The organism is Bifidobacterium sp. ESL1130 (genome assembly GCF_058507935.1).
Genome location: NZ_CP196379.1, coordinates 602,539 through 617,144 on the forward strand (window position 1 = coordinate 602,539; position 14,606 = coordinate 617,144).

General features: G+C 57.7%; 12 protein-coding genes. 11 read left to right on the forward strand and 1 reads right to left on the reverse strand.

Annotated features, from left to right (window positions below; translation table 11 throughout):
- Window positions 1-10: 10 nt before the first annotated feature.
- From ACSYSO_RS02285 to ACSYSO_RS02335, 11 genes are all read left to right on the forward strand, one after another.
- A complete protein-coding gene (locus ACSYSO_RS02285; RefSeq protein WP_489760415.1) occupies window positions 11-814 on the forward strand; it encodes a TM2 domain-containing protein in 804 nt (267 codons plus the stop codon).
- Window positions 792-2,033, forward strand: coding sequence for a lipoate--protein ligase family protein (locus ACSYSO_RS02290; RefSeq protein WP_489760416.1), 1,242 nt, complete (start codon window positions 792-794; stop codon window positions 2,031-2,033). The genes ACSYSO_RS02285 and ACSYSO_RS02290 overlap by 23 nt, the downstream gene beginning before the upstream one ends.
- 90 nt (window positions 2,034-2,123) lie before the next feature.
- Window positions 2,124-2,843, forward strand: coding sequence for a Crp/Fnr family transcriptional regulator (locus tag ACSYSO_RS02295; RefSeq protein ID WP_489760417.1), 720 nt, complete (start codon window positions 2,124-2,126; stop codon window positions 2,841-2,843).
- Between the two features lie 505 nt (window positions 2,844-3,348).
- The gene (locus ACSYSO_RS02300; protein ID WP_489760418.1) at window positions 3,349-5,667 is read left to right on the forward strand and encodes a transglycosylase domain-containing protein; all 2,319 of its coding nucleotides are present in this window, start codon (window positions 3,349-3,351) and stop codon (window positions 5,665-5,667) included.
- A 148-nt stretch (window positions 5,668-5,815) separates the two neighbouring features.
- Entirely contained in the window at window positions 5,816-6,604 is a 789-nt protein-coding gene (locus ACSYSO_RS02305) for a DeoR/GlpR family DNA-binding transcription regulator (protein WP_489760419.1), read from the forward strand.
- 260 nt (window positions 6,605-6,864) lie between these two features.
- Window positions 6,865-8,175 carry a galactose-1-phosphate uridylyltransferase gene (gene galT, locus ACSYSO_RS02310; protein ID WP_489760420.1) on the forward strand — a complete coding sequence of 437 codons (1,311 nt, stop codon included), beginning with the start codon at window positions 6,865-6,867 and terminating at the stop codon, window positions 8,173-8,175.
- 103 nt (window positions 8,176-8,278) lie between these two features.
- Window positions 8,279-9,529, forward strand: coding sequence for a galactokinase (galK, locus tag ACSYSO_RS02315; protein WP_489760421.1), 1,251 nt, complete (start codon window positions 8,279-8,281; stop codon window positions 9,527-9,529).
- A 107-nt stretch (window positions 9,530-9,636) separates the two neighbouring features.
- Entirely contained in the window at window positions 9,637-9,909 is a 273-nt protein-coding gene (locus ACSYSO_RS02320; RefSeq protein WP_489760422.1) for an ACT domain-containing protein, read from the forward strand.
- Window positions 9,910-9,927: 18 nt separating this feature from the next.
- Window positions 9,928-11,292 (forward strand): PFL family protein, encoded by a 1,365-nt coding sequence (locus tag ACSYSO_RS02325; protein ID WP_489760423.1) that lies wholly within the window; start codon window positions 9,928-9,930, stop codon window positions 11,290-11,292.
- A gap of 248 nt (window positions 11,293-11,540) precedes the next feature.
- Window positions 11,541-12,137 carry a Panacea domain-containing protein gene (locus ACSYSO_RS02330; protein ID WP_489760424.1) on the forward strand — a complete coding sequence of 199 codons (597 nt, stop codon included), beginning with the start codon at window positions 11,541-11,543 and terminating at the stop codon, window positions 12,135-12,137.
- A 73-nt stretch (window positions 12,138-12,210) separates the two neighbouring features.
- Entirely contained in the window at window positions 12,211-12,762 is a 552-nt protein-coding gene (locus ACSYSO_RS02335; protein ID WP_491701923.1) for a hypothetical protein, read from the forward strand.
- A gap of 147 nt (window positions 12,763-12,909) precedes the next feature.
- On the opposite strand, the gene ACSYSO_RS02340 is transcribed toward ACSYSO_RS02335, so the two are convergent.
- Entirely contained in the window at window positions 12,910-14,484 is a 1,575-nt protein-coding gene (locus tag ACSYSO_RS02340) for an aminopeptidase P family protein (protein ID WP_489760426.1), read from the reverse strand.
- Between the last annotated feature and the right edge of the window lie 122 nt (window positions 14,485-14,606).

Sequence of the window (14,606 nt, forward strand, 5' to 3'; positions counted from 1 at the left end):
GTCTTACATTATGACTACACCAGATGAATCGCAGGTCGGCCAAGAGGAGCAGAGGCACAGTCAGCAAGACTCGTCGGATTCCTCGCGGCAAGGGCAGGGAGGCGGCACCAATGGCGGCGCTGCCTCAGCCTTTGGCGACGGCCAGAATGGCAATGAAGGATGGCAGACCGGAACTGCACAGTCGCAGCCGTATGCGGGACAGGCTGATGCAAATCAATCTTTTGCCGGCCAGCCGTACCAGAATCAACAGGCGTATGACGGTACGCCTTATGGTGGCCAACCGTACGGAGGCCAGTATTACGCTGGCGGGCAGCCTTTTGCAGATCAGCAGTATGCCGCCCAGCCGAATGGTGGTCAGTCCTTCGCTGGTCAGCCGTATGCCGGTGCAGGGCAACCCGGCTTCAGTGCAAATCCCGGGTACAGCCAGCCCTTTGCTGGACAGCAGTATGCAGATCAGCAGTATGCCGGTCAGCCGGGGTGCGGTCAACCTTATGCTGGTCAGCCGTACGGAGGTCAGCCATATGGGCCTTCAGCCCCTTATATGGCTCCGCAATATGTTCGCCGTCCTAAAAGCAAAATTGTAGCTGGGCTGCTGGGTATTTTCCTTGGCATATTTGGTGCGCACAACTTCTATTTGGGGCACAACGAGCGTGCGTTGGCGCAACTGCTGCTCACCCTGTTGGGTTGGATGGTGCTGTTCATCGGTCCGGTGGTCTCGTTTATTTGGGGTCTGGTGGAAGGTGTGCTGATTCTCAGCTCGCAGTACGGCTCACCTTGGCATAGAGACGCATATGCATTGGAGCTCAACGATTAGCGGCGTATTGGATCCCAGCGCAGACGGTGCCGTGGCGTATCGCGGAGAATACAAGACCGTAGGCGGTAAACTGGTGGCGGTCACCGTTGATATGGACGCTGAAAGCAACGTGCGTGGGGTCTCGCTGGACGGCGACTTTTTCATTGACGGGGGAGACAGCGCTGCACAGGAACTCTTGCATGACATGGCAGAAGCTCTGGTGCAGGGCAGGAACCTGGACGATGTGATTGCCGCCCATCCGCAAGCACGGCTGATTGGCACCGACGCACAAGCGGTGCGTACGGCGTTCCGGCGAGCAGTGGATAAGGCTCGCGATAGCGGCGGTGATGCGGGTGATGCCGGTGGCAGCGGTGTTGGGCATATGAATAGCGCGCCTGGAGCTGCCGATACCGATATGCCTGTGCATGTACGTTCCGATGTGCAAGGAGATGCACGTTCTCTTCATGATGCTGCCGTGGCTGATGTGTCGGCAACTGCCGGTGCCTCTGCTGCTGCGTCCTCAGCCGGAGATGGGGATGCAACACAATATCGCGATCGATGGCATGCGTTGGCGCCCCGCATATTGCTTGACAAACCACGCGGGCCACAGGAGCAGGTGGACCTCGATGTGGAACTGGCGCAACGGGTGGCAGCAGGGCAGATGTCTGCCACTGTGCGATTCTGGCAGCTGTCCAGCCCTGCCGTGATTGTAGGGCGATATCAGTCCGTGGCCGACGAGGTACATGAGCGTGAGGCTGAGCAAGCCGGTTTCCAAGTGGTGCGCCGCTCCACCGGAGGAGGGGTGATGGTGGCCAATCCGCCCGATATTATCGTCTACTCGCTCTATGCCCCGCTTTCCTTCGTGTCCGGTCTTGACGTGGCGCATTCTTACCGACTGTGCGACCAGTGGGCTCTCGATGCTTTGCGCAGTTTGGGATTGAGCGTAGGCTTCGGGGGCATGAACGACATTGTCTCGCCGCGCGGCAAGGTCGGCGGCGCTGCGCAACGCCGATTTGCTCCGCATGGTGAACAACCTGGAGCCGTGCTTCATCACACCATGCTTTCGTGGGGTGCCGATACCGAGCTGATGGGTGCTTTGCTCAATGTTTCCGCGGAAAAAATGAGTGACAAAGCAGTGAGGTCAGCGCACAGCAGAGTGGATCCATTGCGTTCGCAAACCGCTCTCAGTCGTGATGAAATACGCGCTCAGCTTGTTTCTTATGCTGGTAGCGCGATATAATGTCCTAGAAATCAAGGCTGATTTAAGATACAGAAGTTGCAAACAGCAATACGTACTTGAGATTAGTGTGATTATTTTTGGAGGTGTGTAGTGGTTGCGGTCAAGCCGAGTGGAATCGCTGAAGGTGGAAGCGAGCTGTTGCAAACGGCTCTGTTTAAGCATGTTCCGCCGGAAGAGGCTGAGGAACTCCTGCCGTACATGAACTATGCGGAATTCCAAAAGGGGGAGTACATCTTCCGTGAGGGTGCCACCGACGTGCGTATGTACCTGCTGCAGAAGGGCAGGGTCAAGCTCACCCGTGCCGGCACCGACCGGCGTGTGCAGTTGCTGAGCATTCATTCCCGCGGTGAGATTTTGGGTGAGATTCCCGTGTTCGATCCCGACGGAGGGCCGCGCACTGCTTCGGCTGTGGCCATGTCAAACGGCACACAGGTGGGCTGGCTGGAACGCGAGACCCTGTTCAACTGGCTGCATAAGTACCCGTTTGTGGCTGTCAACATGCTGCAGGTGATGGCCAAACGCATGCGTGCCAACAACGAGCGTATCTCCGACTTGGTGTTCATGGATGTGCCGGCCCGCTTGGCCAAGACTCTTCTGGACCTGGCCACCCGTTTCGGTGAGCCGGTCGAGGCCGGAGTCAAGGTTCCTCACGACCTGACGCAGGAGGAGCTGGCGCAGTTGGTTGGCTCGTCTCGCGAGACGGTGAACAAGGCTCTTATGGACTTCTCCGATCGCGGTTGGATTACTCGCGAGGGACGTTCCATCATCATCTACCAGCCGGGTATGCTGATTCGCCGTTCGCGTCGCTAAGTTGTTGAACCACTGAGTTGTCGTTCGTGTTGCCTGCTTCGTTGAGTTGCTGAGCTGCCGTTCCCTCAGTTGGTTGCTAAGCTGTCGTTCGTACTCAATTTGAATCCCCGCAGTCGCTTTTCAATAGCGGCTGTGGGGTTTTATATGTCGTATCGAAGATGTCGCAGTGCGCGGGTGAATTTCGACCGATGAGTGGTACCGCATTGACCGTGTTGTACGAATTCTTGGTATGGCTGGCGGCATATGGGTACGTTTCGTTTGTTTGTGGGTGGATTCTTCCGCGATGTCGGGGCAATGCATGCGCCTGCCGTTAGGATTGCATCGCGATTGCGCCACGATTGCATTACGTTCGTACCGCTATCGCACCCGAAATCAGGGCTGATAAAGTACTTATCTGTGAGCTTATTTTTGGCGTGTTTTCAGTGTTTTCTAAGCTTTGTGAAGTGCTGGAAGGTAACGCGCTGCGGGTCGGCGCTCAGTAGAGACGATACCTTAGAATGGGCACATGCCTAAGAAGAATAATTTGACCGTGCGCCGTGTGTTCGCCTTGCTGCTAGCTTATGTCATGCTATGCATTGGCGGAGGCGTGGTCGGAGGTGTCTTCTTTGCGCCGGCGGTGTTCGGGGTCAATAATATGGCTCGTGCCATGTCGCCTTCGCTCAAGGTTGAAGGCATTGATTTTGATGTGGCGAGTTTGCCGCAGCGCTCCCGGATGTACGCTTCGGACGGGCAGACGGTGATCGCATCGTTCTATGCGCAAAACCGCACCGTGGTGCCGTTGCGCAAGATCTCCAAGCCCATGCAGCAGGCCGCGGTGGCCCGCGAGGACAGGCGGTTCTTCAAGCATTCCGGCGTGGATGTGCAAGGCGTCATGCGTGCTTTCGTGCAAACGTTCATCAAGAAGGGTGACACGCAGGGCGGATCGTCGCTCACGCAGCAGTATGTCAAGAACATGCTCATGACCAAGGCTCATGAGGACGGCGACCCTATCGCCGAATACCATGCCAGCGAGGACACCATCGCACGTAAGATACGCGAGATGCTCATTGCCATGCAATTGGAGAAGCAGTATTCCAAAGCCGAGATTTTGCAAGGCTATCTCAATATCGCCCAGTTCGGCAGCAATAACCTCTATGGTGTGGAGGCTGCGGCCAAACGGTACTTTAACGTATCGGCCGCTGACTTGAATATCGGGCAGGCGGCCACTATCGCGGCCATCACCAAGAATCCGGCAAAGTACGATCCCAGTGTGCCCGAAAACCTGGAGGAATCGCAAAAACAGCGCGACATCGTGCTTGATCTGATGCTCAGGGAAAACTACATCACGCAGCAACAACATGACGATGCGGTCAAGGTGCCGCTCAAGGACATGCTCAATCTGCAGGATAGCTCGCTGATGGTGGGATGCCAGGCGGCCGGCGATGCCGCGTTCTTCTGCGACTACGTTACCAAGCAGATTCTCAACTCCGAAGAGTTCGGCAAAACCGAGCTGGACCGTAAAAAACTGCTGAACGAGGGTGGTCTCGACATTTACACCACCATGGACGTGCACGCCAATTCTTCGGCCATGCAAGCGGCTCGCGATACCATACCGCCCAATGATCCCAGCGGTTTTGAGGTTTCCATAGCTGCCATCAAACCCGGTACCGGAGAGGTGCTTGGTTTCGGCTCGAATCGTACGTACGACGCTACGGATGCCGCCAAGACCGATCCGACGCGTACAGCAGTCAACTATGCGGTCGATCAGAAAGACGGCGGAGGCCTCGGTTGGCAAATCGGTTCCACGTGGAAGCCCATCAACTTGGCGGCGTGGATGCTCAATGGCAAGTCGATCAACGAGCCGTTGAAGACCTCAACGTTCTATGCCAAGAATTCGTTTGATTGTGACCGTTATACCGGCAGGGTGCCTTGGTCGGTGCATAACTCCGAGGGCGGCACGGTTAACCCAGAGACCCCTCTGCAAGGCTTGGTGCGCTCCCACAACACCACTCAGGCCGCAATGACCGCACAGATAGGTTTGTGCTCGGTGGCAGACACTGCCAAAGTGATGGGGTACCACAATTCGCCGTTGGGGCATGAGGATGTGTATTCCGCAAATTCCCTGAACGCTCCTATGACCATCGGTTCCGTGCAGGCGTCCCCGCTGACCATGGCCAATGTGTATGCCACCATTGCGGCAAAAGGTGTGGAGTGCACACCGATCGCCATGAAGAAAGTGGTGAACAAGGAGAACAAGAGCATTAAGGTGCCGAGCGCCAACTGCCACCAAGCCATTCCGGAAGGAGTGGCGCAGACCACCGCCTATGCGCTGAACCAAGGCGTGGTGCAACCGGGCGGCGAGGCTTCGACCACGCAGCTGGACGGTGGGCGCAAAACGTTCGCCAAAACCGGAACGAATGAGAATACGTACATGCTTACCGGAGGGTTTGTGCCGCAGGTGGCGTCGTTCGTGGCCGTGGGCAATGCCGAAAAGCAGGAGACGTTCACGAACAAGACCATCAACGGCAAGCATTACGGCACATGGTTCGGTATGCTCATTGCCACGCCGGCTTGGAAAGAGTTCATGAACAACTACTTGGCCCAGGCCAATATTCCGATTGACAATGATTACGGCACGCCCGATCCGCAATATACCGGTGGTCAGACGGCTGGGGGATCGCAGTCGGGCATTCCCCAAACAGGGCGTACGCAGCAGGAGTCCATGCAAAATCGTGGTGCGTTGCAACGCAATACCCAATCGCCGCAGACGGATCAGGCGCCGCCTGCAAACCAAGGGGATACGGCTCCGGCACCGCAGGCGCAACCGCAACAACCGCAGCAATAAGATAAGGTGTGTTTGCCCGTCTGGCAAGCGTTTGGCGAGTTGCCGTACGCTGCCAGGCGGGCTTTGTTGTATGTGATATTACGTATGAAGAGATAGAAAACGCTCAGTCAAGTTGCGTTTTTGCATCTATTTGTGCGATAATGTTCGAATGATATCCTCACAGCGACAACATGTGATTCTCAGCCGACTGCGCACCCGCGGCGCCGTACGCATCACCGCGCTTTCCAAAGAGCTTGGTGTCTCTGCCATGACGGTTCGCCGAGACATCGCGGAACTGGCAGACAAAGGCTTGCTCAAGCGTGTGCACGGTGGGGCGGTAACCACCAGCGCTCTGCTCAGTGAGCCGCTGTTCTCGGTCAAATCGCAGATGGACATCGGTCTGAAAGACGCCATCGCCAAAGAGGCGGTAAAGTATGTTTCTCCGGGGGATGTTATCGCCATCGCGGGCGGCACCACGGCCTACGTTTTCGCTCAGCATCTGCTGGAATCCCAGCAGGCGAGCGGCATCACCGTGCTCACCAATTCCATCCCCGTGGCTGAACTGGTGCAGGCGCTCGAGTCGAAGGATGTGGAAGTCATCGTGACCGGCGGTGTGACCACACGTTCAAACTCGCTGGTGGGTCCCATCGCAGACAAGGTGATTCAATCCTTGCGAGTCAACACCGTGTTCCTGGGGACTCACTCGGTTTCGATCCCGCGTGGCTTCCTTATGCCCAACTCATTGGAGGCGGCTACCGATATGGCCATGATGGACATTGCCGACAAGACCATCATTCTTACCGATCACACCAAGTGGAGTTGCACATCACTGTCGCTTTTTGCGCGGTTCGACCAAGTGGACACGCTCATCACCGACGACGGACTCGACGCCGATTCGGCGGCGCAAACACGTGATTTGGTGCGAGGCGAGCTGGTGCTCACGCATCAAGCGGGATAGGGATCGCGTTCGCTCGTTCGGTTCGGATGCGGGAAACCGTTTGCCTGATACGCATAGAGGTTGACGCGAAACCTGCACATCGAGGCGAAAATCTGAACCGAACCGGCCAAAACATCACACAATCGAACATTTCACCGACTCCCAGCATCGCCGCTCATACTTCCATCCGTCCATTCATCAATGTGCTGCTTGTACAGGCGGCGCAGGAATACCGAAGACACTAACACAAGAAACTCGCAGTACAAGGGGACTGGCACATCATGACTACATTTGCACATTACCGTCCAGGAGACTATGCAACAGAGCATATTCGCATCACCGGCACCACGCTTGCCGACGGTCGAGACTTCTTCTACATAGATGATAACCCCGAGTACGTCAGCGGTGCCAAGACCCGAGAGCTGCATGATCCGCGCCCGTTGGCCGACCGGTTTGCACCGCAGCTGGGGCCTGACGGCGAACTTGTGCCCTATGCTGCCCCGCAGATGAGGCGAGACCCCCTGACCGGCGACTGGATACCCATGGCCACCGCCCGTATGAACCGTCCGATTACCGTTGGTGAAGGGGCGGGGGCGGACGGTGCTGATGGCGCTTCCGAAAACGCACGTCCGGCACAAGCCGCACCGAAAGGCAATCCGCTTGCCGCCCGCAAACCAGGCGACCCCTACCAAGACGGGGAGGTGCCCGACAGCGACTACGACGTAGTGGTATTTGAAAACAGGTTCCCCTCCATGGTGCAAGTGCCTGGAGAGAGCCGTACCGCGAGTTTTGTGAACGGCAATGAGTTGTGGCAGACCAAGCCTGCTGCAGGCCGTTGCGAGGTGATCTGCTTCGATCCTGACGAGAACGGTCTGCCTGCTGACCTGCCGATTTCGCGGCTGCGTACCGTGGTGGAAGCATGGGCCTTCCGTACTGCGGAAATCAGCCATATGGAAGGTATAGAGCAGATATTCCCCTTTGAGAACCATGGCAAAGAGATCGGTGTCTCGCTCGCTCACCCGCACGGCCAAGTGTACTGCTATCCCTACATGCCGCCGAAAATGGAGACCGAGCTGCGCCACACCGAACAATACTTCAACCAGCATGGCTCTAACCTGCTGCGCGACATCATGAACGCCGAAATCGAAGCGCAGGAGCGGATCGTGATGCGCAACTCCAGCTGGGTGGCCTACGTTCCGGCCGCCGGCCGTTGGCCTCTAGAGGTGCATGTGGCCCCAGTGCGTGACGTGCTGACCTTGGACGAGCTGAACGACCAGGAGCGCTGGGACTTGGCACAGATGTACTCCACGCTGCTCAAGCGCGGCAACGCATTCTTTGATACCGGCGACGGCAAAGGCATGGACTTGCCCTACATTGCCGCTTGGCATCAGGCGCCGGTGAAGGATCCGCGTCGCAGTCATTACCGGCTCAACCTCCAATTCTTCTCCTTCCGCAGAGCTGCCAACAAAATCAAGTACTTGGCAGGTTCCGAGTCGGGTATGGCGGCATGGGTTTCGGACACGACTCCCGAACTCATCGCCGGCAGATTCCGCGAACTCGGCCCAGTCGACATCCAAGACGACGGTCGATGAGCGTCAACCTGCACTATGGCCGGCCACGTCTGCCAAAGTGCGATTTGGCAACGATTATGCTTTCCATCTCAACCAACCAATGAAACAGAAAGAAGATATAGCAATGACCGCTATTCAATTCATCGATGCTATTGGCAACAGCGACGGCGCCGCCCAAGCACGCGCGCTGTTCTCCACCACGTTCGACGGCACCCCCGAAGGAGTATGGGCTGCCCCGGGGCGTGTGAACCTGATTGGCGAACATACCGACTACAACGCCGGCCTGTGCCTGCCCATCGCCCTGCCGCACCGTACCTTCATCGCGCTGAGTCCACGTGACGACACCACTGCCCGCATCGTCTCCGGCATCGCCCCCGACGACGTGGTCACCCGTGATCTGACCGGGCTGAATGCCGGTGACGTCACTGGTTGGGCGGCCTACCCGCTCGGCGTGGCTTGGGCGCTGCGTCAAGCTGGATATGACCGTGTGCGTGGTTTTGACGCGGCTGTCGTCTCCTGTGTGCCGGTCGGTTCCGGCTTGAGCTCGTCGGCGGCAATGACCTGCTCGGTGGCGCTTGCGCTCGACGATGTGTTTGCGCTGGGGCTGGGCGGTAGCGACGAAGGCCGTGTCACTCTTATCGAAGCGGCCATGAAGGCTGAGAACGACATGGCAGGAGCCTCCACCGGCGGGCTTGATCAGAACGCATCCATGCGCTGCACGCCGGGGCATGCGCTGCGTCTGGATTGCCGACCGGAGCTCAGCGCATTGGACAGCGTCTCCCAAGAGAAGTTCGACCTTGACGCTTTGGGATTGGAGCTGTTGGTGGTAGACACCCAAGCGCCGCATCAGCTCAACGATGGGCAGTACGCCAATCGGCGTAGTACCTGCGAGCGTGCCGCCGAACTGCTCGGTGTGAAGAACCTTCGCCAAGTGGCCGACGAGGTTGCTGCTGCCGAAGACAGTGAGGCGGCGTTGGCTCAAGTACTTGCCCGGCTTGAGGATGAGACCATGAAAAAACGTGTGCGCCACGTTATCACCGAGATTGGGCGCGTAGGGCAGTTCATCGACGCGTTCGGCAAAGGTGACATCCAGACCGCCGGTGCGCTGTTCAACGCGTCGCACGATTCTCTGGCCGCGGACTATGAGGTCACGGTTCCTGAGCTTGACACTGCGGTCAGTGTGGCGCGTGCCCACGGCGCGTACGGCGCACGTATGACCGGAGGCGGGTTCGGTGGTTCCATCATCGCTTTGGTGGACAAGGGGCGCAGCCGTGAGGTGGCGCAAAGCATCGCCGACGAGTTTGAGCGGCTTGACTTCCATGAGCCCCGTGCTCTCGCCGCTGTGGCTTGTGATTCGGCACAGAGAATCGACTAGTCAGTCGTGTTCACAGGTTGGAGGCGCGGGAGTATATTCCCGCGCCTTCTCGTATACTTGAGGAAGATTTCCGCGAGCCGCCGGGTCGCCCGCTGCAAGGAGCAGATATGAATAAAGCCATCATCACCGTCGTGGGCAAAGATACCGTGGGCATTATCGCGCGCGTATGCACGTATCTGGCGCAGGCGCACGTCAACGTGCTTGACATCTCACAGACCATCACCGACGGGTTTTTCTCCATGATGATGATTGCCGACACCTCAGGTTCCAGCGAGAAGTTCAGCGATCTGGTGACCGGCCTTGAAGAGCTGGGCGTGCAGATCGGCGTGAGCATTCATTGCCAGCGTGAAGAGATTTTCACATCCATGCATCGCGTGTGAGCTTAAGGGGATCGCGTCATGATTAATATAGCTGAGGTCGATGAGACCAACCAGATGATCGAGCAGGAAAAGCTCGACGTTCGCACCATCACCATGGGCATTTCCCTGCTGGATTGTGCCAGCTCGAGCGTGGAGGAGACGGCGGATAACATATATCTCAAGATCACCGAGCGTGCTCGGGACTTGGTGGAAACCGGAGAGTCCATCAGTCGCGACTACGGTATTCCCATTGTCAACAAACGCATCACCGTCACCCCCATATCCCTGGTAGGTTCCAGTTGCTGCCATACTCCGGAAGATTTTGTGCAGTTGGCCCATGCGCTGGATCGTGCCGCCAAGACCGTAGGCGTGGATCTCATCGGTGGCTATACCGCCTTGGTGAACAAGTCGATGACTCAAGCTGACCGTCTGCTCATCGAATCGTTGCCGCAGGCACTGAGCGAAACCGACATTGTCTGCTCGTCAGTGAACGTCGGCTCCACCAAAACCGGCATCGACATGGATGCGGTGGCCATGCTCGGTCAGGTGGTCAAAGACACCGCCTACCGCACGCGCGACAACGACAGCTACGGTTGCGTCAAGTTCGTGGCCTTCTGCAACGCCCCGGACGACAACCCGTTCATGGCCGGAGGATTCCACGGGGTCAGTGAGGGGGATGTCGTCATCAACGTCGGTGTTTCCGGCCCGGGTGTGGTTTCCCGCGCACTCGACAGTGCGCAAGGCAAGGACTTTGAAACCTTGTGCGAGACCATAAAACGCACGGCGTTCAAGATTACGCGCGCCGGCCAGCTGGTGGCGCAAGAGGCTTCGCGACGTCTGGGTGTGCCGTTCGGCATCATCGACCTGTCCCTGGCGCCCACACCGGCAGTGGGGGATTCGGTGGGAGAAGTGCTGGAAAAGATGGGGCTTGCCCAAGCCGGAGCGCCTGGAACGACGGCGGCGCTCGCGTTGCTCAATGACCAGGTGAAGAAGGGCGGCATCATGGCCTCCTCGTACGTCGGTGGGCTTTCCGGTGCGTTTATCCCCGTTTCCGAGGATCGTAACATGATTGCGGCGGCAAGCTCGGGTTGCCTGACCATCGAGAAGCTGGAAGCCATGACGTGCGTCTGCTCGGTCGGGCTTGACATGATTGCCATCCCCGGAGATACGCAGGCTTCCACCATTTCCGGCATCATCGCCGATGAGGCGGCCATCGGCATGGTCAATCAGAAGACCACTGCTGTGCGCATCATTCCGGTGTATGGCAAGGGCGTAGGAGAAATGGCCAACTTTGGCGGGTTGATGGGCTATGCGCCCATTATGCCGGTCAACCAGACCTCGTGTGAGGCGTTCGTCTCCCGCACCGGCCGCATCCCCGCCCCCATCCACAGTTTCAAAAACTGATTGCTGTGAGCGCATAGCGTTCGTCAGCTGGGATATATCCGGGAATATTTCGGATGTCAGCCAGTTGTATGTGGCTGTATAAGGATGGATGCTATGTGTCTGGTCCTTACTGTCGTGGTTGTGCGCAGGATGGTGAAGGTAAAGCCAGACATATGGTAAGCTGAATTTCATGACCGTGATGTGGCAGTGGTTGTGCGGTTGTGCGTTGGGTAATGATTGATATGTTGTGATGAGCGAAATGAGTCAAGATGAAGCATGTTGAGTCTGAGACAGGTAGCGTGGACGTTGCTGCATGGCTTATCAGCATGGCGAACAATGCCGAGCATGATATTTCCGTGCTGCCGCTGCAAAAGATGGTCACGCTGACGCAAAGCATGTATGGGTTCACGCATGGTGCCCAAATGTATCAAGAGCCGGTTTATGCGTTTCAATATGGACCGGTCACAAAGCCGGTGCTCAACCTGTATGGGGGGAGTAGAGACTCAATATCGGAACCGAAAACTCAAGTACGCCAGCTGCCAGATGCTCAGCTTGATGCAATCGCGCGTGTATGGAGCCTTTGTGCGCCGTTGACATCAGGACAGTTAGTGCAATTGACGCACGAAGTAGGACCATGGAAACAATATCGCGATGAAAATAATAATTTCAGCGTTATACCATGGCAGGAGTTCTCAGATGCCTGGCCACAGTATCAGCAGCGTATTGAGAATTATGTTGAGCAAAACAGTGGACGGCACGATGAGACTTCGGGAACCTACCGTTTGCCTGCAGATATGATAGGTAAATTTGGGGACAGTATTGCGCAAGCGGAACGTTTTGCACAAACGTATCTGAACAAGCAGTAGGGAATTCTGCGTGAGGCAGCTGGAATTTCCAAAGACATATGTTGTTACTCCAGACGTTAATGTGTGGCTTACGGTGGCGGAGCAATTGGGTGCCGGATTTGATGTGGAGGATTTTTTCATTGCGGTGCGGCGTTCGGATAAGCGGCAGCGTGACGTATTCGCATTGTTTGCCACACTGCTGACCCCGTATGAGGGTGTCGGCAGTGTGGAGGTATGGAGCGGCGTGCATATCATGGAGACGGTGCTGTTCAAGGCGATGCAAGACCGTGATGCCGCTAATGAGGAAGAGCGTGGGCTCGGCTGGGATGCCGGGCAGGCGCAGAGCATAGTGAATCTTATTGTTATCGTGTGCGCGAAGACCGGCGGCAACCATGCCGTACCTCGTTCGAAAACCTATTGCGAACCCCCACTCGACCATGAGGATGGTGAAGTGATGCAGTGTGCGCGCATGGCGAGGTACGAGTCCGGCCAATGTGCTCGCGTATGTGTGACTTACGATAAAGCCATGGTGTGCCATACGGTCGATGCCGTGTGGGTAACGGTTGTGACGCCGCAACAGTGGTGTGAGCAGGTGCAGGGTCGGGAAATACGAGACGCCATGCGCAAGATGATTCCTGTGCGGTAATTATATACGTGCAAGGAACGGGCGGATAAGTTCTGTTTGGCGCAACGGGGAAGTGAGCGGTTGTCAGGCGTTTTGGCGTATGCGCTGTTGTGCCGCCAAGTGGTGTTGCTTGGCGGCACAACCATAGAACATGACGACGTTACGATGTCACGCTTGGGCGCGTTCGGCCATCCAGGCTTCGACCTCGTCGATCTGCTTGGGGATGCCGGCGGAGATCCATTCGGGGCCGTGCTCGGTCATGAGCACGTCGTCTTCGATGCGGATGCCGATGCCGCGCAGCTCCTCGGGCAGCATCAGATCGTTTTGCGCAAAGTACAGGCCCGGCTCGATGGTGAAGATCATACCGGGTTCGATGGCTGCCCCCTGGTAGGACTCGTAGCGTGCTTGTGCGCAGTCGTGCACATCCAACCCCAAGTGGTGTGCCACGCCGCAGGCGATCCACCGGCGGTGCTGCTGGCCTTCGGGGGAGAGGGACTCCTCCACGTCGGCCTTGAGGATGCCCCACTCGTGCAGGCGTTCGGCGATGACGCGCATGCAGGCGTGGTGGATGTCAGAATAGGTGGCTCCCGGCTGTGCGGCCTCAAAGCCTGCCTGCTGCGAATCAAGCACAGCCTGGTAGAGCTTCTTCTGCAAGTCGGTGAACTTGCCTCCCACAGGGAAGGTGCGGGTGATGTCGGCGGTGTACAGGCTGTCCACTTCCACACCGGCGTCGATGAGCAGCAGCTCGCCTTTGCTCACGGTTCCGGTGTTGCGCATCCAGTGCAGCACCGGTGCGTGCGCTCCGGAAGCCACGATGGTGTCGTATCCCACCGTATTGCCCCGCTCGCGTGCCACGGCAGTGAACTCACCTTCCAGCATGCGTTCAGAGCGCGGCTTGCCCATGGCCTGCGGCAGGCGGGTGAGTATGCGGTCGAAGCCTTCCTTGGTGGCATCAACGGCCTTGCGCATCTCGCCGATCTCATATGAATCCTTGATCATACGTGCTTCGGCGGCGAACTCGTGGAAGGCATCGTCGAGACGCTCGCCTTCTTGCATGTCCAACCCTGCACTGGTACGAATGGCATCCACCTGCGCGGTGATGGCGGGGTCGGCTTCGCGAATAACGCGCAGCCTGGTGGCCTTGCCTTCTTGCTGTGAGACACCTTGGCTCAGCACGTCGTGCAGGTCGGCAATGTCATGCGTTTCGATGCCGGTCATGGCGTTGAGTTCGACAAGGCCGGCGCGAGGGCCCACCCAGTACTCGCCGTAGTGCGCATCCTTGTAGTAGGCTTCGGTGCTGTTGTCTGCGCGGGGGGCAACGAACAGTTCCGGCGTGTGCCCGGACTCGCCGCTCGCCGAGCTGTTCGGTTCCAGCACGAGCACGGCGCCGGCCTCGTAGTCCTGGCCAAGTCCGGTGTAATAGGAGAACGACGTGTCGGGACGGAACGCATAGTCGTCGTCGTTGCTGCGCACCTTGGGCGTGCCGGCGGGAATAACGAGACGGTCGCCGGGGAAATGTTTGCTCAGCGCTTCGAGCCTCGCGGGGGTAAAGGCGCTGGATTCCAAGGCCTCGATGGCGGGCTCCTGATTGTCCCAGCCGGTTTTCATGAACTCTCGGAACGTGTCGGAGTTCGGGCGCAGGGAACGGTTGTTGACCCGGTCGCTCAACGCTTGGTTGTGCGGTGCCGCCGCAGCCTCCCTAGCCTCGTATGTCTTGTCGTTGTCGGTGATGACAGTGCTCATGGCCTCTCCTCAAAGTCAAATCTCAACGTATGGAGTCGAGCGTATGTACGCTCCCATCCTAGGCTTTGCCTTGAACCGTCTTGCAAGGTGGTGCTTGGCTGACCGTTCACCGTGCAAGAAAC